The following is a 26,287-nucleotide window of genomic DNA, read 5'->3' on the forward strand; positions in this document are numbered from 1 at the left end:
CTTTCAATCCCACCAGAAATACCAAACCTTGGACTGTCGCAATACATCTGCCAATGAGCCTACCGTAGCATCTTCAGTCCTTGATCCACTATATCTGGGCAGAAACCATATTGTTCCAAAGCCACTTCCATTGCACATTCTTTTGAAATAGCAGCCGAAAGATCAAATTCCAGTACGTCATGTGTCAAAACGGCAGGTATAGCTCCATACAGCTCAAACCAGTATTTCGCCACTGCCATAAGTTCTGGTGTATCTGGGCATTCATTCCAGTTCCCAAAAGGCAAGTATGCAAAGATTTCCCAAGGGTGTTTTACTGGAATTTTAGCCAAAATCATAGGATATGTCATGTCTGTATCATATTCCCAATAGCTAGCAAAACGGTTATTTTCGTATCCATTTTCCATTTTTCCAAGTATTTCTTCTTCCCAATTCATATCATCATCGTCAGCTTCTTCTTTTCGAAGTCCAATCATTTCCTCCAAAACTGCCTTTCCGTCTTTGACGGAGGTAGAGAGCATCTTCTTCCGATACTCCGTTACGGTTTTGAGGTCAAATTCGTAAAAGTCCGCCTCGTTCTCTGGGTCGGCGTTCATCACCAGACACTCCAACAGCGTTTCGTCATCCGCCTTGATGAGCACTGGCACAAAACCTTCCTGGGCGCTGTCTCGCTTAGCATAACTGTAAGCCGCCGTAATAGGGTCGTCATCTTTCATAGATGGGAAGTAAGTACATTCACAGTCCAGATATTCCATCATTGCTTGTGCCAGTTCAGAGGGCTCCAGTGTATCTTCATTGAATTCCTGCCCCTGCCAATTGATAAATCGCTTTTCAATGACCTTTGCCATAGCTTGATAATATTCCTCATCAAAAGGAATGAACAGATATGCTTCATCCTGAATTTCATCGGAATAGTTACGTTCCTGACCAATGATGCAAATGGCGTAGTTGTCGATATCGCTTGGGAAATAAGGGCTGTCGTTTTCACCGTAGTAGTAGGAAGCAAAAGCCAAGCCTTTTTGGTTAAACAATGACCCAAAGAGCTGTCCTTCCAGTTCATCTCGAATAAATACCCTCAGATCCACACTTTCAACATCATCTTTGACCTTCTGTACCACATCACCGTATTCCTCCATAAAGCCTTCGGCCATTAGATCATGTTCCATACACCAACGCAGATAAATTGCCATATGGTTGTAGGCGTTGATTTCATCCACCGGCAGTTCTTTTTCCTCTATGGTTTCCAGATGCCAAATGGCATCGTCCATCTCATCAACGCCGTCGCTATCATCTACACTGCCCAATGTGCCTCTTGTAATGGCATTCTGACGATCAGGTTTTACTACAAAGCTGATGCCCTCCATTTTGTCCAACAAAGCGTCTGCTTCATTGGCAAGCTTGTACTCCAATTCATCACGATAGAGAGGAATTACCTGATAGAAGTTAACTTCTTCGCCACTAGGCAGGATGCAAACCTCGCTGCCATCCTCTGTACCCTGAGGAGCAGTCAGCATAGCGGCACAGAGATTTGTATTTTCCGCAAAATTCTCCTCATAATCCATGGTATGTCCAAATCCCAACCAGGTGTCACTGGCAATGGGCAGGCGAGCCAGTGTTTTCAGCAAACGTATGGGCCAGTACCACTTCTCATCTTCGAAATCCTCTTTTTTTATTTTCCAGTTTTTTGGCAATGCAATGGCAAGCTCTGCTCGCTCCAGCTTGTATTCCGTAAGTTCCTCTGGCACATTCATTCGATGAGCACCCATCCCCATAGTAACCAGTGTGTAGTAATCTCGTTCTTCAGAAGGAGGAACAACACAAATATCCACATGTATGTCAGGTGAAGCCAACTCATGGAACACATTTTCAAACCGACCGAAATACTGCTGAATATGATTTTCGATGACTTTCATCTCATCCTCAGTGTAGACTTCCGGTTCACTAAAGGATACGTCTTTATCGGAATTGTCCTCACCGTCGCCATCTGGGTCATTATCTGTTGATTTCCAGGAGATTTTCAGCGTCATCTGTTCTTCTGGCAGACTGACACCGGGGCTGCGCGTAATGGTGCGTTTATCCCCAGCAGAAAAACCAATGGTTTCTCCGTCGTGAAGTTCTACATCATTCTCCAGAACATAAGACACAAGGCTTGCCAGGAAGTCTCTCAAATTACTCGGTTCGGCATCAGTACCCAGCACTTCCATCTCATCCTTGCCGAATACATCCATTCCATAAGTGTAAGCGTTCATACCATTTTCATCACGGTACAGTCCAAACCAAATCCAGTTAAAGATTGGCAGTTCATCATTTTGCAGCATATCAGCAAAACCTTCATAGAAACGAGGTTCAAACACAACACCGCTGGTATAAACCCCTGTTGCGTATTTCTGGCGGCAGCAAGCAGCTACCAGTTTGGTGAACAACTTACCTTTTTCCAGCAAATCTTCCTCTTTTCCCAAAACTGCTACCATAATATGAGCACAATGTTCTTTTGCTATCTTTACCGCATCATCCCACATATAGTTGTTTTCCGCATTTATTTCCGCTTCGCCGTTGGGAATTGGATAAGTTCCAAGGCTGACAGCAGCAAGCATATCTCCCACTTCAAACACCAAGGCATCGTCACTCTTATCCTCGCTTGCGTCATGTTCATCCACGGTGATGTTCCATTTTTCTTTCATATCTTGAATAAATTGCTGCTTGTCCCATTTTCCTTTGGACAAAAGGATAAATCCGGTAAAAACGCCTGTGGGGTCACTCTCGTCCTCCGATTCTGCCTCGGCACGTCTGGCAATTTCGTTCTGGCATTCCTGTATTACCAAAGGTGCATCCGTATCTTCTGGATCTAATTCCGCCCATCGCTGTGCATAATGGATAGCTTTTTCTTCCTGTCCATAAAGATATTGATAAGCATAAGCCATACGCATATTCCATTCTGCTTTGTCTTGACCTTCTTCTCGAACAGATTCCAGCACATCAATGGCACGCAGCAGAGCCTTGTCTCCCTTGTAATTTGGTGTTCCCTCATCGTGATCTCCGATGATAGCGTAGTTTTCCAGTGCCCGTGCCATGGCATAGGCAATGCGGTAATTCCACCATTCCTCTGGAATGGCATTCAACGCCTGAATGCAACGAGTATACTCGTCCTCATCATTCCACTGCTCTAATTGCTGATAAAATGCTTCCGCATTTTCCGGTGTATAAGGGATATAATCCATTCCCGTCAATGTTTCTTCCAATTCTTCAACTCTCTCCTTGGAATCTAGATCATCATTTTCGGTCTGTTTCAGATACACATTGGATGCCTCTCTGCGGAATGTATGGAAACTTGCCCAAGGCAAATCTGTATCCGCAAAAAAATCCTTTGCCATTTGCAGTGCAGTACGAATATCCCACGCAATAAAATCTACATAGCCATAATAAATACCTGTGGCGCCGCCAGTCAAAGTAAGCACTTCACTTCCTTCATCGGTAGTAAATACTCCCTCCAACTGATCTCGAAAATCAAAAATCTTCTGACTGCCTTCTTCCTCACGAAGTGTATCCAGTGGATAGCAGAAAAAGCCTGCCACTGCACCATCGGCGTGAAGATCGTCCATGTAATCGTTGTCATTGTCTAGATAACCATTGATGAGAGCTGCACAGCAAGTGGAGCCGGCAATAGTATCTAATCTCCAATCTGCCTCGGGGTCATCATTTGGTTCCATACTGTATCCCATATAAGTTTCCAGATAGCATTCTGGATCTTTGGAAAGGTCTAAGCTTTTTTCTTTCAGTATGTCCGGCAGACGAGAAAGCAGTTCGGCAGGTTCCTCTTTTGGTTCTGTCAGTACATCAAAAGCTTCTATGTATCGCATATGAGGGATTTCACCCAACACCTGATCTGTCAGCGTTGTCAGCATCCACCATACACGACCTTCTTCTTCCGCAAGCATCGGCAACAGTTTTTCACAATAGGTTTCCAAAGCAAAACGATTTTCATCAACCTCCTCCAGCCAAATCTGCACATCCTCGCCGGAAATATACCATTCACCTGTACGCAGACCAATGTTTTCCACGCTCTGGCGTCCCACCAGAATATTCCAATGCTCCAAGATCTCTTTTGGTGCGTGTTTCTGGAAGTAGACCAGTTCAAATAGCTTTACCTTGTTGCCTTCTGGAGTTAGGATTAGTTCATGTTTTTCGCCGTTAAATCCCATTTCAAAAGAAATATCTTCAAAAGCAATATGTAAAAGCTCCTCACATTTAGCAACGAGTTCTTCACCTCGTTCCTGATTTTTGTCTGTATCCATGATTTGGCGCAATTTTGCTTCCTGTTCCGCAAATTCCGCCCATGCTGCTTCTGTTCGTTCCCGAAAGTTTTTGGAAAATCGGGGCAAAGACAAACGGCGGCGGCAATCGTCGATATACTCCAGAGTGTCTTCATCTCCGGGACGGGTTTTCAAAGCTTTTTCAAAATAGCGCAGAGCGGGACCTTCTTGATCCAGATAATAATAAGCAGAAGCGATCCGATAGTTCCAGCAATGATCTTCCGCAAAATATGCCTCATGGGGCGCCAGAAGTTCCAGCGCTTTTTCAAAAGACTCCCGTTCTGCCGCATCCGCTCCTGCGATATATGCCCTTGCCAATTCACTATCCATTTCTGGTGTTCGTTCATCAGCAGGGATTTGTTCCAACGCATTTTTGATTTTCTGATATTCTCCATCTTCAAGCCACATTTGGCACATCTGCAATAAATCCATCTGTTCTTCCTCCCCACTTTGTGGCGCTTCCCAATCTGTTATCTGCTGAAATATACCATTTTCATCTCTTACGAAAGCAGAATTGTATGGTGCATTCAGCAGAGGAATGATATCAGGATTGCTATTACAAATGGAATGCAAAGTGTAAATACCCGCGTTATTTGGATCATCCATATAGGTATCACTTTCGTCACCGGCAGTAAAACGCCAACCGCTGTCCCAGTCACCATCTGGCTTCTCTCGGTAGCAGTAACCAACCTTGCAACCTTCCACCGTAATACGATTAGTGGCAATGCATCCATTGGCTCCATCCCAGTCAGGGAGTAAATTCTTCATGTCATCTGCCTTCACATAGTACTGGCGATTGCGACCAGCAGACTCATAAAGTTCTTTACGCAGTGCCTCCACATCTCGAGCCATTTCTTGAATCTCCTCATCATCCATCATTTCATGAAGGTCATAGGACAGAGGATTTTGGGCAAAGTCCGCAAGAGTTCTGTCTATAGCATTGTGTTCCTCTGGCGTAGCAGTGATACGGATGCAACGAGAAGGCGTATTGTAGTCGTCCAAGTCGTGCAGATTTACACTGCCATTGACGTAACATTCCAACAAAATGGCTGCCAGATCTGTGATGACATCAATGGCAAAATGAAAATCCATTTCCACACCGTTGGAATGGGTAAACTCCAGATATTCCACTGTTTGATGGAAATCCCAATTTTGTTTATCCAGACCGATCTTTGAGAAAATTTCGCTAAGAGGGATTTCCTCTTTTTTCTGATCTTCTAAAAATGCCACAAGGTTCAGACTGTCGTCAGAACCTCCAATAAAGTTGCCCCAGTATTTGCTGATGTACATCTGCTGCACCTCCTATTCCGCTATCACAAACTCTGTTCAAATCATAAAATTTATTCCGGCCATTGGTCTCCTTCACATCTGCTGATAAAATCATAATGCAGGCTTTCAAAAGCATCATTGGGATAAGATTCTCCATCCTGATGAAGTTCCAACCCATCCAAATCCATCATTTCATTGATATACGCCAGCGTATCATGGATTCCAGCAATATGTTCCTCCTGAAGCATCTCTGCCAACACACTTTTTTGTTCAAGTGTCAAAGAAGAAAGGAATTCATTTTTTGCCTGATTGTCCTCTGTATGAGGGAAACCGCCTTCTAAAACCCATTTTGCTGTCACATTATCCTTTTGTTCCACAAGACCATCAATAAATGCTTTATATAATTCTAATTCTTTGCCCATACACATCTTCCTCGTTTTTCCATTATAATTAAGAATTTATTTCGATTTTGTATTTTCAAAAGTTGCCTTCTGTCATAATCATATCTGCCAGTTCCTAGTGCAGATTGCCTTGAAATATAAATATGTATCATACCTTACTTTCCTAACCTTTTCAGATATTGTGCAGGAACCATCTTTGTCAGCCATACACCATTGGCGGATAGAAGAAAAGTGTATCCATCCTGCTGCATCTGTCCTGCATTGACCAGATAAATAACTGGTTTTCCATGTCTGCGTCCCACTTTTTCTGCTGTTTTTGTATCAGGAGACAAATGAACATATAATCGGTTTCCAGGAAGTAACCCTTTTGCCTCAATGGAAGCAGAAAACCGTTCCGCTGTCCCGTGATACAAGATTTCCGGCGGCTCCGTTACAGAAAGCTCCACATCGACCTGAATGGAATGTCCTTGATTTGCACGAATCTTGGTTTTATCTTCGTTAAAGGAATACCTCTCTTTGTTGTCAGTTCTTACAATTTCCTCTAAAACCTCAAAATCAATGGGATATTTCCTGCCAATGCCTGCTAAAAGTGCCTCCACATTTGCCCAGCCATTGGCATCCAATTGAATCCCAATTACCTCTGGCTTATGCCGTAAAATCAAACTGATATATTTGCTGATTTTTGTTAAGTCAGAATTTGTTACTCTCATATATATCTTCTCCCGATGTTCTCCTAACATTGATGACTTCTTTTGTCATCTCTTTATATCTTTCACTTCCATGTTCAATCATTTGAAAATAATTATATCTTCTAAAAAATTCTGCACATTTACTAATCCATACACTCTTATAGCAATCATAAGATCAATGATGTCTATTGAGACTTCATATACACTACAACGTCTGTATCCTGTTTCTCATGTATGTTTATTGCTGAAATGCAAATGACAATATGTATTTCAATTGCTTCCTGAAAATACCAATCTTTCTCTTGTGGAAATTTTCTGTTATATAGCCCCTCCTAAATGGGATCACCATAATACCATGCTCCTACAATTAACTTTTCTTGTTGATTAATACCAGATTGATTCATGAATTTCGTGATTTGACTATCATAATCCAATCCGCTGCCAGCCATCTAACCGTTCCTGCAAAGCCTCAATTTTCCATTTTTCACCTATTCGTTTCATGAGAAAACGGCGTTCAAAGCCCACACTTTTTGTTTTGGTATAAATATATAATTTATTCTTTGTAAGCTGTTCCGCATCTATAAACATGTCTTCGCTATAAGTTCCTGCGGGGCTGTAAGAAAGTGCCAAAGGACGGTATCCTAATCTTGGTTTTTCGCTGACATACTGTTCCCAAATATTCATCAATTGCAGTTTTACCTCTTCATCCTCAAAGCCCTTTTGAGATACATACTTTTCCCATATTGTCATGGCTTCAAAAAAATCTTTCAGTAGCTTCTGACATTCTTCCACCGCCTGCTGATCCAGCTTTACCGATTTTTTCGCCTTTTCTCTTTGAAGCTTTGAGAAATGTTCCATCTGTTCCTGATTGAACTGTTCTTTAGAAACTGGCTCAATTCTAGGATGATTTGCAATATTCAAAAGTCCTTCATATGTAACTGCCGTATGGTCTATCTGGATATGTGTAAGTTTCGGAATAGAAGCCGCCTGCAACAAACCATTGTCATTGAGACCTGTATGATTGAGTGTCAACAGATCAATCTTACATTCCTTCATTACATTTAAACTGCTTCCTGTGATTCTGCGATTACCATCAAGGAGCAGATAACGCAACTTTGGCATAGTTGCAAACACAGAAAAACAAACATCTGTTAATCGACCATATTCCACACCGAAATTCACCATATTTTTAGAGCCAATAAATGGCATCAACAATTCATCCGTCAGAGCATTGTTTTTCACATAAAATCCAACTGGCTTATAATCTGCCAACTTCTCCATGATTTCCATGGTCAGTTCCGGCATTTCTATAGTTCTTTCTCCATCGAATATTAAAATATCATTTTCCCACCGTATGGTTCGTGCGCGTTTGGGAAATTCTGTCATTATAATTCTTCCTTTCATAGAGATGTCAGCTTTGCTCCACAAAGCGCACCTGTTTTCCTCCAATTTCAAACTCCAGCTTTACTGCATAGTCATCTGTCCAAGGTTTACACTTATTGAGCAACGACATAACGAGCTGGTCTGGTTCTTCATCAAAAGTCACGCGCAAAATAACAGACCAATCTGCATATTTTTCTTGGAATACTTCACTTTGTGTGTGATTAAGGTAACCCTCCATCTTATCCAGCAGCGCTTTTTGTGTTTGAGGAGAACCATCAATAAAGCCATTGCAGACCAAAACCATTAAAACTTCATTGGTTTCACGTTTTTCTGCAAGAATATCGATTTTTTGTAAATCACCAAACATGTCTTCAACTGCCATGATTCTCACCAATCCCTTTCTCGGATTGCCTCTTCTATATCAATGGGAATGGCAAACCATTCCAAAATATAAGCCACAGTTACTCCAATACAGTCTCGTGCGACTGTTTCAATCTCACTGTCATTCTGGTCAAATTCCTCCTGCAAGTCATTGATACCACAGACTGCTTCATCCAGTTTTTCCTGTACAACTTCTACATCTGTTTCACCGCTTTCCAGCAAAGCAATGACCTTCTGGAGTTCGTCTTTTACTTTGTCTACCAAAAAAGTTGGATAGTAATCATCCTGATACATCTCATCTAAAAGTTTATAATTGGTGTCAAATAATTTCATAGTTCCTATCACCGCTTATTCGTCGTATTCTTGCGCAATATCAATAAAATGGATATACACACTGCAAACATTCCCTTCCGCATCATAGCCAAAATAAGAAGGGTATGCGCCATCTCCCCAGCCAGATGCAAAAATAGGAACATTGCAGTCAGTATTTGGAATATTCCAGTTTAACCAGTCACCATATTCTCTTTGATACTTTGGATATTTTTTTGCGTTTTCTTCTAACAAATCGCAAAACAGATTATTATAAGGGTCTATGTCCGGATCATCTTTTAGACGCTGTTCCCAATACGCATTGAAAGCTTCTTGTGCTTTCACATCCGCAATACAACCCATGCCTGCGTCCACACCAAAACCAAAAAAGGCATCTTCTTCCAGTTCATCATCCAAGTTTTCATTCCCCAACATTCCTAATTCATAACGAACAGGTTTCTGATGACTGATTTCTACTTTTACACAGGCATACCGATCACCGTATTTTTCACTTGGTACCACGCAGATTTTCACTGGATAAATCCCTGAGGGAATGGTCTGCATAAATGGTTCCATATCCTCCAGTTCAATCAACGGATCACATGCGAATATCGCACCTGTAGGAAAAGGCACATCCCCAATTTCCAGTACATCTATTGGGGTTTTTCTGATCATCTTTTCTGTGAAATAAGCATCCAAATCAATTTTGCAGGTTAATTTTTCTTTTATCGCTTCATATTTTTCCATCCATTCTTTTTGCGGCATTGCATTTCCTCCTTTTTATCCCACAATGTTGGCACGTTCTATTCCATGCTCCAAGGAACCAGAAACTTCAATGGTATGTCCCCAAAACATATCATCATCCTCATAATAAGCAGTAAATCCATCCTCAAAGGGAAAAGCAAGTTCAGACAGTGAAATACGTTCTGCAAAGATTTTCTCTGTAATGGGCGAAGTACTTTCATCATCTTCTTCCATCCACTCATTGGCAAGGCTCGTCAGCTCTTTTGCAGAAATAGCACGCATGTCCTGATCCCATGTTTCCAGCTCTGAAACCATACTTCTGGCAGTATTGCAGGTAGTTTTCCATGTAGACCGGTCCTGCGCATCTACTTCCAGCACCAGCGAAATTTCTGTTTCATTCCACTGGAATGAACCTTCGAACATTTCGAAATCCCGATTCAATGTCAGCTTTCCCAGCACTTCATCCTCGATGATAACAGGCTGATTATATGCTTCCCAAACTTCCTCAAGCTGTGGACAGGAAACCTTTTGTTCCAACACATCAACTACACACCAAGCGTTGAATTCTTCTGGTGCGACATTCTTAGGGACATATTTATCCAGCAGCTTTCGAACTTTCATACGACAAATCTGTCCTTTTTTGAATCTGTTCCAAGTGTTTTGACTGCTGCGTTCCTCTTCTGTAATAAGCCAGTTCAAACGTCCTCTTTTTGTATCAACTTTGCCATTTGTACAGAACACCATACCAAGAGTGGTTGTCAGCATTTCCCATTGATTCTCAAAAGGACTTGCGCCAAGAGTTTGCTGTATCAAAACAAATGCTTCCTGTTCATCAGAGGAATATTTTTCATAAAACTTCTCATTCATTTTAAACATCTCCTTTAAAATGCAGCCCAAAATATAGGGATTTCAGGCATCAATGATATGGTTTCTGATTGCAATCATTCTCTATAAACCAGCAGTTCGTCTATAGCTTATTTGTAACTAGTTTTTAGAAAAGCAAATGTCCATCATTCATATACATCTATTGTAAATGATGGCTAAATAAACGTAAAGAGCACTTTATAATAATCTGATTCCTAAATTCATTTTTAACAACTTCCAAACAACCTTTACAAAAAAAGCTTTCTGAAACAGAAAGCTTTTTCTATCAATGCATTATATACTTTTTAAGTTATTTCAAATTTTTCTGAAAAAATGCGGTGATCTTATCAAAAGGAATGGCGTTTTTTCCACCACCATCATACAAATCCGTATGTACAGTGTCTGGGATAATCATCAGTTCTTTATTTTCCGTATAAGCATTATCTTTTACCATGTCTGCAAAGGCATCTTTGCTGAAATAGCAAGAGTGTGCCTTTTCTCCATGAACGATCAGCACTGCGCTTCTAATTTCATTGCTGTAGCGTAAAATAGGCATATTCAGAAAAGACATACAACCTGTAACATTCCAACCATCATTGGAATTCAAAGAACGGATATGATATCCTCGTTCCGTTTTATAGTAATCATAATAATCTTTTACAAAAAATGGAGCATCTTCTGGCAAAGGATCAACTACACCGCCGCCGCGAACGTAAACACCTGTTTTATATTCTTCTGTTCTTTGCTGATTCAGTGCCTTTCGTTTTTCAAAGCGCTGCTCCTCACTATTTTCGGAGTCAAAATATCCGTTGGCGTTGACGCGGCTCATATCATACATGGTTGCTGTCACTGTTGCTTTAATTCTTGTATCAATTGCTGCAGCATTCAGCGCCATGCCGCCCCATCCACAAATGCCGATGATACCAATTTTTTCAGGGTCAACATTTTCCTGAACAGACAGGAAGTCCACAGCTGCTTGAAAATCTTCTGTATTGATATCAGGAGAAGCCATGTATCTAGGTTCACCGCCACTTTCTCCTGTAAAAGAAGGATCGAATGCCATGGTCAAAAAACCCCGTTCTGCCATAGTTTGCGCATATAAACCAGATGCCTGTTCTTTTACGGCGCCGAAAGGTCCGCATACAGCAATGGCTGGCAGTTTTCCTGTTGCATTTACAGGCGTATATAAGTCTGCTACAAGTGTGATTCCATAGCGGTTATGAAAAGTCACTTTGGAATGTGTAACTTTATCACTTTTTGGAAAGACTTTATCCCATTCTTCTGTTAAGTGTAATTGCGTCATATTTTCACCTTCCTATACGAACAAAATTTTTAATTATTCAAATCACCATAGTAATAAGCTGCCGTCGCGCCGCCATCAGCTAAAAAAGTAGAACCTGTGATAAATGAACCACGGTCGCTCATTAATAATTCTGCAATATTGGCAATTTCGTCAGCGGTTCCAGGTCTACCAGCAGGACAGTTTTTAAACATATTTTTATAAAAATCTCCTCTAACACCTTTAAATTCATCAAGAGCCAAAGGTGTTACAATAATGCCAGGAGCAATGGCATTGAGTCTTGCCCCACGTTTTCCCCACTCTACAGCCTGTGCCATATAAATCTACCTGTAAAATGGTCTTGATGGACGCTTGACTGGGAGAAACACCTGCAGCATTGACCAGCACTTTGATAGGGCCGTATTTCTGACCTTCCGCAAGCATGGAACAAATTGATTCCTTTGATGATAAATCCATTTCAAGCGGAACAACATCAAATCCTGCTTGATTCATAATTTCCGCTGTTTTCACTGCATTTTCCAGCTTCTTATCCCCTACAATGATTTTCATACCATAACCCATTCTGCGAGCAATTGCCATACCAATCTGCCCTGCACCTACCCAGAGCATTACATTCTTTTTCATCATAAGGATTTCCCCATTTCATAGGCTTCTTTACATGCAGGTGTCTGTTCGATTTCACCCTTATGCCATGCACCTGTTCCATAGATGATGCCTGCTTCTTTGGTTCCTTCCAGACAGTCTTCTGTAAATCCACGGAATGCTTCCATGGTACGCGCCAGATTTGCTTTGTCTGTATCAGCTGCGGTCATGATGAAATAAAAGTCCTTGTTTGTGATTTCTGTGTATCTGGGAACGGTTCTGTCAATAAAGTTTTTCATTCTCCCGTTCATGGAATAAAAGTAAACAGGTGTTGCAAATACAATGACATCTGCTGTTACCATTTTATCCAAAATTTCTTTCATATCATCCTTCTGCACACAAAGATGTGTTTCATTACAAACACCACATCCGGTACAATAGCCAATATTCTTTTCTGCCAGAAAAACCTTTTCTACGTGATTGCCGCTTTCCTGTGCACCTTTTGCAAAGTAATCGCAAAGTGTATCAGAATTGCCATGTTTTCTCGGACTTGCTGAAATAATCAATACGTTTTTCATTTATCTGCATCCTCCCAAACTTCTTTTGCCATACGGAATGCTGCCCATGCCTTTGGCCATCCTGCATAAAAGGCAGCATGTGTCAAAATTTCTGCCATTTCTTCTGCTGTTACGCCGTGATTTTTTGCATTCTGTAAGTGGAATTTCAAAGAAGAATCCAGAATACCGCTTGCCATCAGTGCTGTTACCGTTACAATACTTCTATCTCTTGCAGATAACTGTTCTTCTCTGGACCACACCTGACCGAAAAGAACATCATCATTTAATTCCGCAAATTTAGGTGCGAATGCACCCAGTTCATCTCTGCCTGCTGTTACTTTTGCCATAATCTTTACACCTCTTCTTCCAATTTTGCATATGCTTCATCTGAAACAGGTTCACACCATTCGTTGCTGCAATTTTCCCCAGGCACTTCAATTGCCAGATGCTGGAACCAGGAATCTGCTGCTGCACCATGCCAATGTTTTACACCAGTTGGAATGTGTACAACGCTGCCCGGATGAAGTTTCACGGGTTTCTGACCCCATTCCTGATACCAACCTTCTCCGGCAGTTACCAGCAGCATCTGTCCGCCGCCTTTGTCTGCATGATGGATGTGCCAGTTATTGCGGCATCTCGGTTCAAATGTTACATTGCCTACCACTACCTGTTCCGTAGAAAGCATATTCAAATAGCTCTGACCAACAAAATATTTTGCGTATGCATCATTCGGTTCCCCTACGGGAAATACGCTCATTTCTTCTGGTTTCATGCTTCATTCCTCCTTATATCCATTTTTCAAAATCTTTTCTGGAACGGCTCACACTGCTGCCGTAAATTGCCAACCCTTTTTCCACTTTTGCATTGGGGCATAAGCGTTTGATGTCCTTTTCACTCCGTCCCATTCCACTTCCTTCATGTGTGCAGAAAGGTTTGATGGTTTTTCCGTTAAAATCAAAATGTTCCAAAAAGGTAAAGACAGCCATGGGCATGGTACTCCAGTAATTGGGGAAACCAAGATAAATGGTATCATAGGCATCAATGCTTTCAGGATATGCCTTTAATTCAGGACGGGCATCTCGTTTCTGGTCTTCCTGTGCCTGCGCGATACACTGATTGTAGCCTTTCGCATAAGGCTGCACCTGCTCAATCTTGAACAAATCCGCATCTGTCAATTCCTGCAGAATGCCTGCTGCCACTTCTGTATTTCCTACTGTCAAATTTCTCAGCATGCCGCTTACATAATTTTCATCAGCTCTTGAATAAAAAGCAATCAACTTTTTTCCCATCTTGTTCCCTCCTTGTTATTCAGTATATCATACTGTCTAACAAATGGGGTGCAGTTCAATTTTTGGATTCTGGCTATTTTTGTTTTGTAAATTAAAAAGGCTTGCCATCCGCAATGAACAGATGGCAAGCCACATCCTTTGGCTGCTTCAATAATTTTGAAGTATTTTAGGAACATCTCTTTTGCAATATTAACGTTCTTTTGTCATGTACAGTATGTCATTATTTTGGAGGTTATTTTGATCGACAGTTATTTGTGAGCATGCTGCTCTTTCAAAAACAATCTCAAAACCATTGCCACAGCCGCAAGAATGATAATCATCCAAAATGTACTGTTATACGCACCGCCGGATTTTTCAATCAGAACACTGGAAATCATTGGACCAATGATTGCTGCCGGTGCCAGAGAAAAGTTGGCAATACTGAAGTTAACAGCATAGTTTTTGGGTCCAAAGCGATCCAGAATTACAGTGGACGCCAATGTTGGTGTACCGCCATATCCAAGACCACTGAAGATCAGACCCAACAGGATGAATGGCGCAGCGTTAAAGAACGCACCTAATGTTAACAAAATACCTGCACAAAGCACGAAGCTTGTATTCAACAAGGTAGATTTCTTTTCTTTAAAACGGTCAAAGAATGCGCCATGAATAACACGTCCGATACCATTGAACAGAGAAACAATAAGCCCCAAAACAGCAGGAATGCCAAAGGAAACTGCAATTGTTGCTGCGCTGTTGATTACCAGAAGGCTGGCAGAATTCAACAGAATGGTCCAAACAACGAATATCCAGAAGGATTTTTCCCGGATCATTTCACTTGCTGTATAACCAAAGTCATCGGGCTTTTTCTGTTCAACTGTTTTTCCGGGTTCCACAGGAGGTGGTGTGATGAATATTGATCCAACAAACAAAACAACTGCAATGAGTATACCTAAGATTCTGAATGTTGGAAATAAGCCGATCTTTTCAATAACACTACCAACAGTGCCGCCTAATACAATACCGCCCAGACCAAAGCCCAGCAGCATGACACCAGATGCCAAGCCTGCTCTGTCTGCAAAGCTTTTGTTGACCGTACTGATAATGGCATTATATCCCATACCAACACCGCTGCCGCACAGGAACCCATAGAGGATATACAGAAGAATCAAGCTTGTAGCGGAATCTTCAGGATTAAGCATAGATACCCCGAAGAATCCAACAAAAAGCATAACTGCTGCAATCCGCAGAATATTTTGTGTGCTGATTTTTTTCGCAAGATTCCCTGCCACGAATGCACTCAGGCAAAAGAAAATCATGGAAATCGTAAATGTCATAGACAATTGTGAAACTGTCCAACTTTCATAGACACTTTTGAATGGAGCATTGAAAATAGACCATGCATAAAGCAAACCGAGGAACAATAACATGAACGTCCCCGCGATCAGCTTTATCCAACGATTTACACTTGCACCCATAGGTTTTCCTCCTATCGCTTGTTGGATCTCCGCCAAATCTTCTGTTCTTCAGCTGCTTTAATCAATTCATCACGGAAATCAGGATGGGCAATGGAGATGATAGCTTCGGCTCTCTGCCATGTTGCCAAGCCAGACAATTGTGCAACACCATATTCTGTTACCATTCTAGGTGCCTGTGTTCTAGGTGTTGTGATTACATCGCCTGCTGTAAATTTAGGCAGAATACGAGAATGCACTTCTCCCTGTTTGTCTTTGAATGTGGAAGACATTGCCAGGAATGCCTGTCCATGTTCAGCAGCATAAGCACCTGTTACGAAGTCCAGCTGTCCACCTGTACCACTGATATGTCTTGTGCCGGATGTTTCGGAGCAAACCTGACCATACAGGTCCATAGAAACACAACCGTTGATGGATACAAAATGGTCCAGCTGTCTGATGGTTTCAGGATTGTTTACGTATCTCATAGGTGCAGACATAATATCAATGTTGTGATCCAGGAATTCATACAGGTCTGTGGAACCATTACAGATGGAGAATACACCTTTACCGCGGTTCAGCAGTTTTTTCTTATTTGTGATTTTGCCAGCCTGATACAGTTTCAGGTAGCCATCACTCATCAGTTCTGTGTGCATACCCAGATCTTTCAGGTCGGAATCAGCAATCAGACCACCCAAAGCGTTGGGCATGCCGCCAATACCAATCTGCAGTGTGATACCATCATACAGGTAAGGGAAAATATTTCCCGCAATTTTTTTATCTATTTCAGAAGGTGCACCGCCGGGAGCAATACCCAGAGGTTTTGTGCTTTCTACAACGTAGTCAACTTCAGAAATATGGATATGGTCACATTCCATACCAAAAACAAAAGGCATATTGGGGTTTACTTCCAAAATGATATGATCAGCAGCGTCCAGCATTTCCTGCATACAGCAGTTTGTCAGACCGTAGCTGAAATAACCGTTTTTGTCCATGGGTGCTACGGTAATCATAGCCACGTTAACGGGTGCATAGCCTCTTGTATAGTAGGAACCGCAATTTCTGAAAAGCATAGGAGAATAGAAAGCTCTCCCCTGATCTACATATTTTCTGTCGATACCGGAGCAATGCCACAGGTTATAAGTAAATGCTTTCTGGTCAGGATCCTGTTCTACAACCTGAACAGGTTTCATGCTGATGGCATTTCTTACGTTGACATCTTCCAGTTCATCTCTGCGTGCTGCAAGGGCAGCGTCCAAATCTTCTGGGAAAGAGCAGGTCTGGCTGTAGTCTACCCAATCACCACTTTTAACAATTTTTACTGCTTCTTCAGCAGATACCAGTTTCTTTTTGTATTCTTCATATACATTCATAATTCAACACTCATTTCCTAGAAATTTTAGAAACAGCGAATCCCAGCGGTTGTATTGCTGAGATTCGCCTACTTTATTTACCTAGAGTCAGTATTTCCTGTTATACCAAATCCATACCTACTTTGATTGCTTTCAGGTTGTCTTCAACAAAAGCAGGTTTTACGTTTTCTCTTACGATTCTGTCCCAATCGATGTTGTCCAGTTTCATAGCCTTGATGATTGTGCCCAGCAGGATGATGTTCATAACTTTGCCGTTGCCCAGTTTCACTGCTTCTTCTGTTGCGTTTACAACAGTTACATCGTGGCATGCTTTTTTGATTTCATCAATGATGTCAGCTGCATAATCAGCTTTCCCCATAATAACGGGCATGGGCATCATTTCATGATCGTTGACAACAACTTTACCGTCTTTTTTCAGGTATTCCAGCCATCTCAGTGCTTCCATTTTTTCGAAAGACACGATCATGTCCGCGGAACCTTTTTCAATAACGGGAGACCAAACTTTATCACCATATCTAACCTGAGAAGAAACGCTACCGCCTCTCTGGCTCATGCCGTGGATTTCACTCATTTTTACGTCATAGCCTTCTTCCATCAGGCCCAATGTCAAAAGTTTAGAAGCAAGGATAGTACCCTGACCACCTACACCAACCAATAATACACTCTTTGTCATCTTATTTCTCCACCTTTCCGATTGCATTCTTAGGACAAATCTGCTGGCATACATCACAGCCTACGCACTGCAGAGGATCGATTTCTGCTTTCTTATCATCTCTGTTCAGGAACAAAGCAGGGCATCCGCTCTTCAAGCACATCTTACATCCGATACATTTGTCTTTGTCAACAATGTTCTTTGTTTTATATGCTTCAGGGAATTTTGCTTTATCTTCTTCGCTGAATTTCTTCAATACGCAAGGGTATTTTGTGATGATAACAGAAGGTTCGTCCAGAGAAAGTGCCCAATCCAAGGTTTCTCTTACCAGCTGCAGGTTGTTGGGGTTGATTGTTCTGATGTTTTTCGTGCCCAGAGATCTGCATACTGTTTCGATATCCAGTTCTGTTGCATCGCTGCCGTCAGCATGTTTACCTGTACCAGGGTTTTCCTGATGACCAGTCATACCTGTGATTCTGTTGTCCAGAATGATATTTACGGTCTTAGAACCATTGTAAATACATTCAACCAGGGAGTTCATACCTGTGTGGAAGAATGTGGAGTCGCCCAAAACAGATACAACTCTCATATCTTCGTGGAACATTTCGAATTTCTTAGCTGCGCCATGACCCATGGAGAAGCTTGCGCCCATACACAGGTTCAGGTCCATTGCATTGTAAGGATCTGCGTAACCCAGAGTATAACATCCGATGTCACCAGAAATCAATACATTCTTTTTCTTGCCCAGTTCATAGAACAGACCTCTGTGAGGGCAGCCTGCGCACAGTGCGGGTGGACGAGCTACTACTTTTGTTCTGTCGTAATCTACGCTGTCATATGTTTTGCCGAATACGCATTTTCTGATTACGTCAGGTGTCAGTTCGTCATATGCAGGGAATGTGTTTTTGCCTTTGGGATCGAAGCCAAGTCTCTGGATTTCTTCTTCCAAAATAGGATCATTTTCTTCGATTACATAGATAATATCCAGACCTGTGCAGAATTTTTTGATCAGGTCAGAAGGCAGAGGATATGTAAAACCAAGTTTCAGATAGTTTACATCATCACCGAAAACTTCTTTCGCATAGCAATAGCACATACCGGAAACAACAACGCCGACTTTTTTGCCATTGTCTTCGATTCTGTTCATAGGTGTTGTTTCAGAGAATTCTTTCAGTTTTACCAGTCTATCTTCCAGCAGGATTCTCTGTTTTTTTGCAATTGCGGGAGGATTCAGATGTTTTGCAATATTCTTTTCATATTTTTTTGCAGGAACTTCTACTCTTTCACCGCAGTCTACGATACCTTTGGAATGGCAAAGTCTTGTTGTCATTCTCATCAGGATAGGAGTATCCAGTTTTTCAGAAATTTCAAAAGCTTCTTTCATGAATGCTTTTGCTTCCTGAGAATCGGAGGGTTCCATCATAGCAAGTTTTGCTGCTTTTGCATAATGTCTGTTATCCTGTTCATTCTGAGAAGAATGCTGACCGGGTTCGTCAGCTGTAATAATAACCATACCGCCGTTTACGACCTGATATACAAAAGAGAACAGAGGGTCTGCCGCTACGTTCAAACCAACGTGTTTCATAGAAGCCATACTTCTTGCACCTGCGATAGATGCACCAACAGCTGCTTCCAGAGCTACTTTTTCGTTGGGTGCCCATTCAGAATACACTTCTTTGTAGCCGGACATGTTTTCCAGAATTTCTGTACTGGGAGTACCAGGGTAAGCTGATGCAAAATTCACGCCAGCTTCCCAAGCGCCTCTCACCAAAGCTTCGTTACCTGTCATTAATTTCTTCATACTTCAATTTCCTTCTTCCATTCCATAATAAATACACATTTTTATGCGTTGAATACTTCTTCAAAAATCGGCAGGGATTTTTCGATTGTTTCTTTTGCTACGCAGTAGCACAGTCTGAAATAACCTTCTACGCCGAAATCGTCGGAAGGAACGACCAACAGATTTTTCAGCTTACATTTTTCAGAGAAAGCTTTTCCATCGCCGCCGGGTGCTTTTACAAACAGATAGAACGCACCGTCAGGACTTGCACATTCATAACCGATTTTCTTCAGACCATTGTAAAGCAGTTTCCGGTTTACATCGTATGCTTCCAGGTCAGGTTTTTCATATGCACAGCGAGCAACTACACGCTGAATCAGTGTCGGAGGACAAACATGACCAATCACTCTGGATGCCCCTGCGATTGCAGCAAACATTTCTTTTGCATCTGTCATTTTTTCGGGAACATATACATAACCGATACGTTCGCCGGGCAGAGACAGAGATTTGGAATAAGAATAGCATACGAGTGTATCTTTGTAGATAGAAGGAATCCAAGGCACTTCTACACCATCATATACCAGTTCACGATAAGGTTCATCGGAAATCAGATATACAGGTCTACCAAGTTCTTCACTCTTCTTTGTCAGGATCGCTGCCACTTTTTCCAGTGTTTCTCTGCTGAATACAACGCCGGAGGGGTTGTTGGGAGAGTTAATGATCACTGCCTGTGTATGTTCATTGATCATTGCTTCTAATGTTTTCAGATCAATCTGGAAGTTTTCTGTATCGGCAGGTACATATACGAACTTGCTGCCGGTACTTTCAACAAAAGGACGATATTCAGGGAAGAACGGTGCAACTGCCAGAATTTCTGTATTGCTGTCGATATTCAGTGCTTTGCACACTGCAATCAGCGCAGGTGCTGCACCACAGGTGAAATACAGGTCTGCGCCATGAATTTCTGTTCCTGTACGTTCTGCCAGTTCTTTTGCAACCGCATCTCTTGCATCAGCAAAGCCAGGTGCGCTGCTATATCCATGAACCAGCAGACTATCTTCATTCTTGATAATATCAATTGCAGCTTCGTTTACAGCTGGAGGAGCAGGAATACTGGGATTGCCCAGAGAGAAATCGAAAACGTTTTCCTTACCCACTACTGCTGCCTGCTGCAAACCGTATTCAAACAATTCGCGAATACAGGATTTCGCACTACCAAGGCCATAAAAATACTGATTATACATATTTCAGCCTCCATTCTCTTTTGTTGCAGTTACTTTATCTTTTGCAGGTATTACACAAGGCTCATACCCACTTGAATTGCCTTCAGGTTATCTTCTACAAATGCAGGTTTCACATTTTCACTGACAATCTTATTCCAGTTGATATCTTCCAGACCCATGGCTTTGATGATGGTGCCAAGGAGGATGATATTCATTACTTTGCCATTGCCAAGTTTGACTGCTTCTTCTGTTGCGTTAACAACCGTAACGTCTTTGCAGTTATCCTGCATTTCTTTAATGATATCTGGAGAATAATCCGCCTTACCCATGATGACGGGCATCGGCATCATTTCGTGATTGTTGACAACAACTTTGCCATCTTTTTTCAGGTATTCCAGCCATCTCAGAGCTTCCATTTTTTCAAAAGATACGATCATATCCGCGGAGCCTTTTTCAATAACGGGAGACCAAACTTTTTCACCATATCTTACCTGAGAAGATACGCTGCCGCCCCTTTGGCTCATACCGTGGATCTCACTCATTTTTACATCATATCCCTCTTCCATCAGACCCAGTGTCAGGAGCTTAGAAGCAAGGATGGTACCCTGACCGCCTACGCCAACCAGCAAAATGTTTTTTGTTTTTTTATCACTCATCTTCTTAGCGCTCCTTTCCGATTGCCTGTTTCGGACATACCTGTTCACATACGCCGCAGCCTACACACTGCAGAGAATCGATACCAGCTTTTTTGGTTTCTCTGTCAATGTAAAGAGCGGGACAGCCTGTCTTCAGGCACAGCTTACAGCCAATACATTTATCTGTGTCTACAACGTCTTTGGTCTTGTATGCTGTAGGGAATTTCGCTTTATCGTCTTCGCTGAATTTCTTCAGAACGCAAGGCCATTTTGTGATGATTACAGAAGGTTCATCCAGACCAAGAGTCCAATCCAGTGTTTCTCTCATGAGTGTCAGATTGTTGGGGTCGATGGTTCTGATATTTTTTGCTCCCAATGCTCTACATATGGTTTCAATGTCGATTGCTGTTGCATCACTGCCATCTGCGTGTTTGCCGGAACCAGGGTTTTCCTGATGACCTGTCATACCAGTGATTCTGTTGTCGAGAATAACACTGACGGTCTTGGAATTGTTGTACAGACATTCTGTCAGGGAGTTGATACCTGTATGGAAGAATGTGGAGTCACCCATGACACCAACCACTCTCGTATCTTCGCCCTTCTGTTCGAAAGCTTTCGCAGCACCATGACCTATGGAGAAAGCTGCACCCATACATACGCAGGAATCAATTGCGTTGTAAGGTTCTGCAAAGCCCAGTGTATAACAGCCGATATCACCTGTTACCATGACATTCTTTCTCTTGCCCAGTTCATAGAAGAAACCTCTATGGGGACATCCTGCACACAGTGCGGGGGGTCTGGGAACAACTTTTGCTTTGTCATAATCAATGGTTTCAAATTCTTCGCCATGAACACATCTGCGAATTACATCGGATGTCAGTTCGTCATAAGCGGGGAATGTATTTTTGCCTTTTGGTTCAAAGCCAAGTCTCTGTACTTCTGCTTCGATCAGCGGATCATTTTCTTCGATTACATAGATCGTATCTAAACCTTTGCAGAATTCTGCGATTTTTTTCTGAGGCAGTGGATATGTAAAGCCCAATTTCAAATAGTTTACATCATCGCCAAAAACTTCTTTTGCAAAACAGTAACACATACCAGAAGTAATCACACCAACTTTGCTTCCATTGTCTTCCACAAAGTTCAGCGGTGTCTGTTCGGAGAATTCTTCTAACTTTTTCAGCCTTTCTGCCAGTTCCACTCTGCGTACCTTTGTATTGGCAGGAACCATTACATATTTCTTCGCATTTTTTTCATAAGGTTTTACAGGAGCTTTTTCCACTCTATCGACGCAGTCCACCAGACCTTTGGAATGACAAGCTCTTGTGGTCATTCTCATGAGTACCGGTGTATCAAAACGCTCAGAAATTTCGTAAGCTTCTTTCATGAAATCTCTTGCTTCTGCACTTGTTGCAGGTTCCATCATGGGAATCATTGCAGCTCGTGCATAATTTCTGTTGTCCTGTTCATTCTGAGAAGAATGCTGTCCAGGTTCATCGGCAGTTACAACAACCATACCGCCATTTACACCAGTATAAACAAATGTAAACAGAGGATCTGCAGCAACATTCAAGCCTACATGCTTCATTGCTGCTAAACTTCTTACACCTGCGATAGATGCACCGATGGCAGCTTCCATTGCTACCTTTTCGTTGGGTGCCCATTCGGAGTAAACTTCCTTCCGTGCAGACATATTTTCGATAATTTCTGTGGAAGGGGTGCCCGGATATGCGGAAGCAACTAATACGCCGGCTTCCCATGCGCCCTGCACCAGAGCTTCGTTACCTGTCATCAGTTTTTTCATAACTATCCTCCTTATCTGCTTTGGTTGTGTCATATGTCATGATGTACTTTTACATTTTTTGACGATGGAATGATTTTTCCTTACGCTTCACTTTGCTTACAGGGAATGAATTTACCGATGATACCGCCGATGACTGCAGGCAGAATCCATCCCAGAGAATATTCATGCAGTGGCAGATACTGAGTATATGTCAGAGGCAGACCAAAACCAGCCAGAACTTCAGACAAGCTGATTACGAATGCGAACAGTGTTGCCACTCTGATTACGTTGTCATTTTTGATATATTTCCCAAAGAACATCAATACGGACATTGTGATGAAGCAAGGGAAGATTACAGACAGAATAGGTGCTGCTACGCTGATGATTTTGTCGATACCAGCATTAGATACTACGAAGGAGAATACGGACATTACAATTACGACTGTTTTGTATTTGCATCTGCCGTTTGTCAGTTTTTCCAGTGTACCTGCAAAACCAGATGTCAGACCAATTGCAGTTGTCAAACATGCGAACAATACGATAACTGCCATCATGATAACGCCCCATGTGCCCAACAATTCTTCTGTGATTGCTACCAGCAGTGCTGCCTGGTTGTAATCTTCATAACTGCCAGAAGAAACAGTAGCGCCAAGGTGTGTCAAACCACCATAGATAACGAACAGCAAAATTCCGGCCAGCAGGGCTGCTCTTGCCAGCAGACGACCCTGTACATCTTTTGTTGCATAACCTTTTTCAGTTACTGCACCCATGATTGCTACGATGATCAAGCCAACGCCCAGAGGGTCCATTGTCTGATAACCATTGATGATACCTTCTTTGATTGTTACTACTGTAGATTCTTCTGCAATGGGACCAATGGGATCTACAATACCAAGAACAATCAGTACAAGTACACAAATTACAAGAATAGGTGTCAGATAATTACCTACGATATCAACGACCTTGGATGGACGAATTGTCAGGAAACAAACAATTGCAAAGAAGATAAAGCTGAAAACCCAAATGCTTAAGCTGGGAAACATCTGTGACCAGCCCATTTCAAATGTTGTTGCAGCAGTTCTGGGTACAGCCAAGCAAGGTGCAAGACAGGTAGCAATGATGATTGCTACAACGGTTGCCATCTTTTTCCCCAATCTGCTGGGAATACCAGTCATGGACAAATCGTTGCTTCGAATGGTAGCAAAAATTGCGATCATGGAAACACCGATATCGACAATGAAGAAGAAAAAGAATCCCAGGAACCATTCCGCGCCTGTCATTCTCCCCAAATAGGGCGGAAATATCAAGTTGCCTGCGCCAAAGAAAATCGCAAACATTGTTAAGCCAACCGCCATGATGTCTTTACCCTTAAGATTATTCATTACACATTCTCCCTTCCATACATTATTACAGTTATAAATCCGGTAACATTTCTAACTTTCTTTCCTCCTTCCTCTTTTTTTAAGTAGCATCGTAATCCAACCACTAATACGATGTTTTCTCCTCTTTTTTTGCACGATCCATATTTTCCGTTCAGATACAAGCAGTATCTAAATGATATAAAACCTTACGGAATTTACACGATATTACATAACTTTTTCACAAACACCCTGCACCTACCTTTTTTGTACTATCTCAAACTATGCACAGTGCACTTTTGACTATATAGTACATGATTTTATACAATCTGTCAATGTTTTTGTTGATATTTTTAAATTTGAGTCTAATTTTAATTTTTTTAGGTAATAACAGACAGAAAAAACGATATTTGCGCGCAAAAAAATAGGAATTCGGTTATTTTCATAAATATGACAACAACCTACATAGAATTATCCCATTTTTTTGGTTTTTTTGCAATAAAAACAAGCAAAATTTGCGTTCTATTTATAACTATTTTCCAAGTAACTCTACTAGGCATTGTGCACACTTTTATCGTGTTATATCTTATTCCCCTCCATAGAAGTAATATGATAAAAACTTTAGCCAAGCCATAACCCCCTATTTTACTTGAAAAATGAGCCGTATCCACTTCATTTTAGTCGAAAGTAATTCGCTAAATATTAAATTTACTTTTTACAAAAAGCGCTTTTGCTTGATTCCTTGATTCTCTAAAATAGAGAAATTTGTTCTTTTTCTTGTCTGATTTTCTGTATTCCATAATGTATGTACGAAAAATATTTCATGCATGATAGATTGTTCTGATTTTAAAAATATACAGGCATAAAAATAGAGGAATTACTGTAGTTTCTTCTGTTTTTCCACAATTTGTGGTATATTCATCTTGACGATTTTTCCTTTCCAGGTGTATACTTTTAATATAAATTTTATATTTATAGAAAAATTATCACACCTATAATATTACAGTTGTTATTTTATGTGAAAGAATGACAACTCTTTTTTTATAATGTATGATTATTGCGAAAATGATTACAGCATGAATAACACATAGATGGAGGATTTGTCTTATGACACTCAAACGAATTTCAATGAGAGATCAGGTGTATGAAATCATCAAAAACAGAATATTATCCAGAGAATATTCTTTGGGTGAGCCTATTAACATTGTGCATCTGTCAAAAGAACTTGGTATCAGCAACACCCCTATCCGAGAAGCCTTATCTCAATTGGAAACAGAGCGACTGATTACCATCAATTCCAATCAGAAATATCATGTCACAGATTTGAATGAGAAGCTGATCAATGATTTGTGCTCTGTTGTGCTCATTCATTTACTGGGTGCTTTTAAAGTTTGCCGTGATAACGGAAAAATGCCGATTTTGATTTCCAAACTTCGCAAAGCCTTTGAAAAACAGCAGGAAATGTATGACGCTTCCAACAGCAATGACTATGTTGCTGCATCAATGGATTTCGAATGGTCTTTCATCATTGCTGCTGATAATCCTATGCTGGAAAAAACATATGACGTTGTTATCACCTTACTGACTTTGTCTATAACGTATGACCAGATCTCCCATAGAGAACGGAATATCGAAGAACACAGAGAAATTCTGGAAGCAATCGAAGCAAATGATGTGTCAAAAGCAGAAGAACTTTTGAGCAAGCATTATAACAACCGTGCAGAACATATCATGTATCTTCATGATTGTGTTAAAAAATCAGACAAAGTATAAAATAACGAACAATAAAATCTACCCTCGTGTGGCTTCTTCACGAGAAAATAAAAAAAGCTGGAATCTTTGCAATGCTGAACTGCACCCCATTTGTTAGACAGTATGATATACTGAATAACAAGTGGGGTGATTTTTATGCCAAAAGGAGTACCAAATAAACGATATACACCAGAATTCAAGCAACTGGTGGTAGAAACGATGC

General features: G+C 41.3%; 23 protein-coding genes and 1 pseudogene. 1 reads left to right on the plus strand and 23 read right to left on the minus strand.

Annotation, left to right across the window (positions count from 1 at the left end; translation table 11 throughout):
* Positions 1-3: 3 nt before the first annotated feature.
* From INF29_RS06685 to brnQ, 23 genes and pseudogenes are all read right to left on the minus strand, one after another.
* Positions 4-5,597 (minus strand): annotated as a pseudogene (locus INF29_RS06685) (immunity protein Imm33 domain-containing protein).
* A 50-nt stretch (positions 5,598-5,647) separates the two neighbouring features.
* Complete coding sequence (locus INF29_RS06690) at positions 5,648-5,998, minus strand: DUF6547 family protein (protein ID WP_193485429.1); 351 nt, start codon at positions 5,996-5,998, stop codon at positions 5,648-5,650.
* Positions 5,999-6,132: 134 nt separating this feature from the next.
* Positions 6,133-6,687: an RNA 2'-phosphotransferase gene (locus INF29_RS06695; RefSeq protein ID WP_193485431.1), complete on the minus strand. Its 555-nt coding sequence runs from the start codon at positions 6,685-6,687 to the stop codon at positions 6,133-6,135.
* A gap of 402 nt (positions 6,688-7,089) precedes the next feature.
* On the minus strand, positions 7,090-8,070 hold the full coding sequence (locus INF29_RS06700) for an NTF2 fold immunity protein (protein WP_193485433.1): 981 nt from the start codon (positions 8,068-8,070) through the stop codon (positions 7,090-7,092).
* A 7-nt stretch (positions 8,071-8,077) separates the two neighbouring features.
* Positions 8,078-8,431: a hypothetical protein gene (locus INF29_RS06705; RefSeq protein WP_193485434.1), complete on the minus strand. Its 354-nt coding sequence runs from the start codon at positions 8,429-8,431 to the stop codon at positions 8,078-8,080.
* Between the two features lie 5 nt (positions 8,432-8,436).
* Positions 8,437-8,763, minus strand: a complete 327-nt coding sequence (locus INF29_RS06710; RefSeq protein WP_193485436.1) for a DUF5713 family protein — start codon at positions 8,761-8,763, stop codon at positions 8,437-8,439.
* Positions 8,764-8,778: 15 nt separating this feature from the next.
* The gene (locus tag INF29_RS06715) at positions 8,779-9,504 is read right to left on the minus strand and encodes a DUF4241 domain-containing protein (RefSeq protein WP_193485438.1); all 726 of its coding nucleotides are present in this window, start codon (positions 9,502-9,504) and stop codon (positions 8,779-8,781) included.
* 15 nt (positions 9,505-9,519) lie between these two features.
* Entirely contained in the window at positions 9,520-10,350 is an 831-nt protein-coding gene (locus tag INF29_RS06720) for a DUF2262 domain-containing protein (RefSeq protein ID WP_193485440.1), read from the minus strand.
* A 307-nt stretch (positions 10,351-10,657) separates the two neighbouring features.
* Positions 10,658-11,650, minus strand: a complete 993-nt coding sequence (locus INF29_RS06725; RefSeq protein WP_193485441.1) for an alpha/beta hydrolase — start codon at positions 11,648-11,650, stop codon at positions 10,658-10,660.
* Between the two features lie 29 nt (positions 11,651-11,679).
* A complete protein-coding gene (locus INF29_RS15065; RefSeq protein ID WP_330608305.1) occupies positions 11,680-11,964 on the minus strand; it encodes an SDR family oxidoreductase in 285 nt (94 codons plus the stop codon).
* Positions 11,879-12,274, minus strand: coding sequence for an SDR family NAD(P)-dependent oxidoreductase (locus INF29_RS06730; RefSeq protein WP_330608306.1), 396 nt, complete (start codon positions 12,272-12,274; stop codon positions 11,879-11,881). The genes INF29_RS15065 and INF29_RS06730 overlap by 86 nt, the downstream gene beginning before the upstream one ends.
* A complete protein-coding gene (locus tag INF29_RS06735; RefSeq protein ID WP_193485443.1) occupies positions 12,271-12,807 on the minus strand; it encodes a flavodoxin family protein in 537 nt (178 codons plus the stop codon). Before INF29_RS06735 ends, INF29_RS06730 begins: the two co-directional genes overlap by 4 nt.
* Positions 12,804-13,133: a carboxymuconolactone decarboxylase family protein gene (locus INF29_RS06740; RefSeq protein WP_072850955.1), complete on the minus strand. Its 330-nt coding sequence runs from the start codon at positions 13,131-13,133 to the stop codon at positions 12,804-12,806. The genes INF29_RS06735 and INF29_RS06740 overlap by 4 nt, the downstream gene beginning before the upstream one ends.
* 5 nt (positions 13,134-13,138) lie before the next feature.
* Positions 13,139-13,558 (minus strand): cupin domain-containing protein, encoded by a 420-nt coding sequence (locus INF29_RS06745; protein ID WP_193485445.1) that lies wholly within the window; start codon positions 13,556-13,558, stop codon positions 13,139-13,141.
* Between the two features lie 13 nt (positions 13,559-13,571).
* On the minus strand, positions 13,572-14,075 hold the full coding sequence (locus INF29_RS06750) for a flavodoxin (protein WP_193485447.1): 504 nt from the start codon (positions 14,073-14,075) through the stop codon (positions 13,572-13,574).
* Positions 14,076-14,323: 248 nt separating this feature from the next.
* Entirely contained in the window at positions 14,324-15,532 is a 1,209-nt protein-coding gene (locus INF29_RS06755; RefSeq protein ID WP_072850963.1) for an MFS transporter, read from the minus strand.
* A gap of 11 nt (positions 15,533-15,543) precedes the next feature.
* Positions 15,544-16,881: an acetyl-CoA hydrolase/transferase family protein gene (locus tag INF29_RS06760; RefSeq protein ID WP_072850965.1), complete on the minus strand. Its 1,338-nt coding sequence runs from the start codon at positions 16,879-16,881 to the stop codon at positions 15,544-15,546.
* Positions 16,882-16,981: 100 nt separating this feature from the next.
* Positions 16,982-17,554 carry an indolepyruvate oxidoreductase subunit beta gene (locus INF29_RS06765; protein WP_072850967.1) on the minus strand — a complete coding sequence of 191 codons (573 nt, stop codon included), beginning with the start codon at positions 17,552-17,554 and terminating at the stop codon, positions 16,982-16,984.
* A gap of 1 nt (position 17,555) precedes the next feature.
* The gene (iorA, locus tag INF29_RS06770; protein WP_193485449.1) at positions 17,556-19,334 is read right to left on the minus strand and encodes an indolepyruvate ferredoxin oxidoreductase subunit alpha; all 1,779 of its coding nucleotides are present in this window, start codon (positions 19,332-19,334) and stop codon (positions 17,556-17,558) included.
* 41 nt (positions 19,335-19,375) lie between these two features.
* Positions 19,376-20,557 (minus strand): pyridoxal phosphate-dependent aminotransferase, encoded by a 1,182-nt coding sequence (locus tag INF29_RS06775; protein WP_193485451.1) that lies wholly within the window; start codon positions 20,555-20,557, stop codon positions 19,376-19,378.
* Between the two features lie 50 nt (positions 20,558-20,607).
* Positions 20,608-21,192: an indolepyruvate oxidoreductase subunit beta gene (locus INF29_RS06780; protein WP_193485453.1), complete on the minus strand. Its 585-nt coding sequence runs from the start codon at positions 21,190-21,192 to the stop codon at positions 20,608-20,610.
* A gap of 4 nt (positions 21,193-21,196) precedes the next feature.
* Entirely contained in the window at positions 21,197-22,975 is a 1,779-nt protein-coding gene (iorA, locus tag INF29_RS06785; RefSeq protein WP_193485455.1) for an indolepyruvate ferredoxin oxidoreductase subunit alpha, read from the minus strand.
* An 80-nt stretch (positions 22,976-23,055) separates the two neighbouring features.
* Positions 23,056-24,336: a branched-chain amino acid transport system II carrier protein gene (gene brnQ, locus INF29_RS06790; protein ID WP_193485457.1), complete on the minus strand. Its 1,281-nt coding sequence runs from the start codon at positions 24,334-24,336 to the stop codon at positions 23,056-23,058.
* Positions 24,337-25,419: 1,083 nt separating this feature from the next.
* On the opposite strand from brnQ, the gene INF29_RS06795 reads away from it, so the two are divergent.
* Positions 25,420-26,085, plus strand: a complete 666-nt coding sequence (locus INF29_RS06795) for a GntR family transcriptional regulator (protein ID WP_193485459.1) — start codon at positions 25,420-25,422, stop codon at positions 26,083-26,085.
* Positions 26,086-26,287 lie beyond the last annotated feature (202 nt).

Source organism: Anaerotignum lactatifermentans (assembly GCF_014982935.1).
GTDB classification, from domain to species: Bacteria; Bacillota; Clostridia; order Lachnospirales; family Anaerotignaceae; genus Anaerotignum; species Anaerotignum lactatifermentans.

Bases quoted from the DNA above. Each gene is read 5' to 3' on its own strand.
- INF29_RS06690 (WP_193485429.1), bottom strand. From the start codon at position 5,998: ATGGGCAAAGAATTAGAATTATATAAAGCATTTATTGATGGTCTTGTG.
- INF29_RS06695 (WP_193485431.1), bottom strand. From the start codon at position 6,687: ATGAGAGTAACAAATTCTGACTTAACAAAAATCAGCAAATATATCAGT.
- INF29_RS06700 (WP_193485433.1), bottom strand. From the start codon at position 8,070: ATGAAAGGAAGAATTATAATGACAGAATTTCCCAAACGCGCACGAACC.
- INF29_RS06705 (WP_193485434.1), bottom strand. From the start codon at position 8,431: ATGGCAGTTGAAGACATGTTTGGTGATTTACAAAAAATCGATATTCTT.
- INF29_RS06710 (WP_193485436.1), bottom strand. From the start codon at position 8,763: ATGAAATTATTTGACACCAATTATAAACTTTTAGATGAGATGTATCAG.
- INF29_RS06715 (WP_193485438.1), bottom strand. From the start codon at position 9,504: ATGCCGCAAAAAGAATGGATGGAAAAATATGAAGCGATAAAAGAAAAA.
- INF29_RS06720 (WP_193485440.1), bottom strand. From the start codon at position 10,350: ATGAATGAGAAGTTTTATGAAAAATATTCCTCTGATGAACAGGAAGCA.
- INF29_RS06725 (WP_193485441.1), bottom strand. From the start codon at position 11,650: ATGACGCAATTACACTTAACAGAAGAATGGGATAAAGTCTTTCCAAAA.
- INF29_RS15065 (WP_330608305.1), bottom strand. From the start codon at position 11,964: ATGGCACAGGCTGTAGAGTGGGGAAAACGTGGGGCAAGACTCAATGCC.
- INF29_RS06730 (WP_330608306.1), bottom strand. From the start codon at position 12,274: ATGATGAAAAAGAATGTAATGCTCTGGGTAGGTGCAGGGCAGATTGGT.
- INF29_RS06735 (WP_193485443.1), bottom strand. From the start codon at position 12,807: ATGAAAAACGTATTGATTATTTCAGCAAGTCCGAGAAAACATGGCAAT.
- INF29_RS06740 (WP_072850955.1), bottom strand. From the start codon at position 13,133: ATGGCAAAAGTAACAGCAGGCAGAGATGAACTGGGTGCATTCGCACCT.
- INF29_RS06745 (WP_193485445.1), bottom strand. From the start codon at position 13,558: ATGAAACCAGAAGAAATGAGCGTATTTCCCGTAGGGGAACCGAATGAT.
- INF29_RS06750 (WP_193485447.1), bottom strand. From the start codon at position 14,075: ATGGGAAAAAAGTTGATTGCTTTTTATTCAAGAGCTGATGAAAATTAT.
- INF29_RS06755 (WP_072850963.1), bottom strand. From the start codon at position 15,532: ATGGGTGCAAGTGTAAATCGTTGGATAAAGCTGATCGCGGGGACGTTC.
- INF29_RS06760 (WP_072850965.1), bottom strand. From the start codon at position 16,881: ATGAATGTATATGAAGAATACAAAAAGAAACTGGTATCTGCTGAAGAA.
- INF29_RS06765 (WP_072850967.1), bottom strand. From the start codon at position 17,554: ATGACAAAGAGTGTATTATTGGTTGGTGTAGGTGGTCAGGGTACTATC.
- iorA (WP_193485449.1), bottom strand. From the start codon at position 19,334: ATGAAGAAATTAATGACAGGTAACGAAGCTTTGGTGAGAGGCGCTTGG.
- INF29_RS06775 (WP_193485451.1), bottom strand. From the start codon at position 20,557: ATGTATAATCAGTATTTTTATGGCCTTGGTAGTGCGAAATCCTGTATT.
- INF29_RS06780 (WP_193485453.1), bottom strand. From the start codon at position 21,192: ATGAGTGATAAAAAAACAAAAAACATTTTGCTGGTTGGCGTAGGCGGT.
- iorA (WP_193485455.1), bottom strand. From the start codon at position 22,975: ATGAAAAAACTGATGACAGGTAACGAAGCTCTGGTGCAGGGCGCATGG.
- brnQ (WP_193485457.1), bottom strand. From the start codon at position 24,336: ATGAATAATCTTAAGGGTAAAGACATCATGGCGGTTGGCTTAACAATG.
- INF29_RS06795 (WP_193485459.1), top strand. From the start codon at position 25,420: ATGACACTCAAACGAATTTCAATGAGAGATCAGGTGTATGAAATCATC.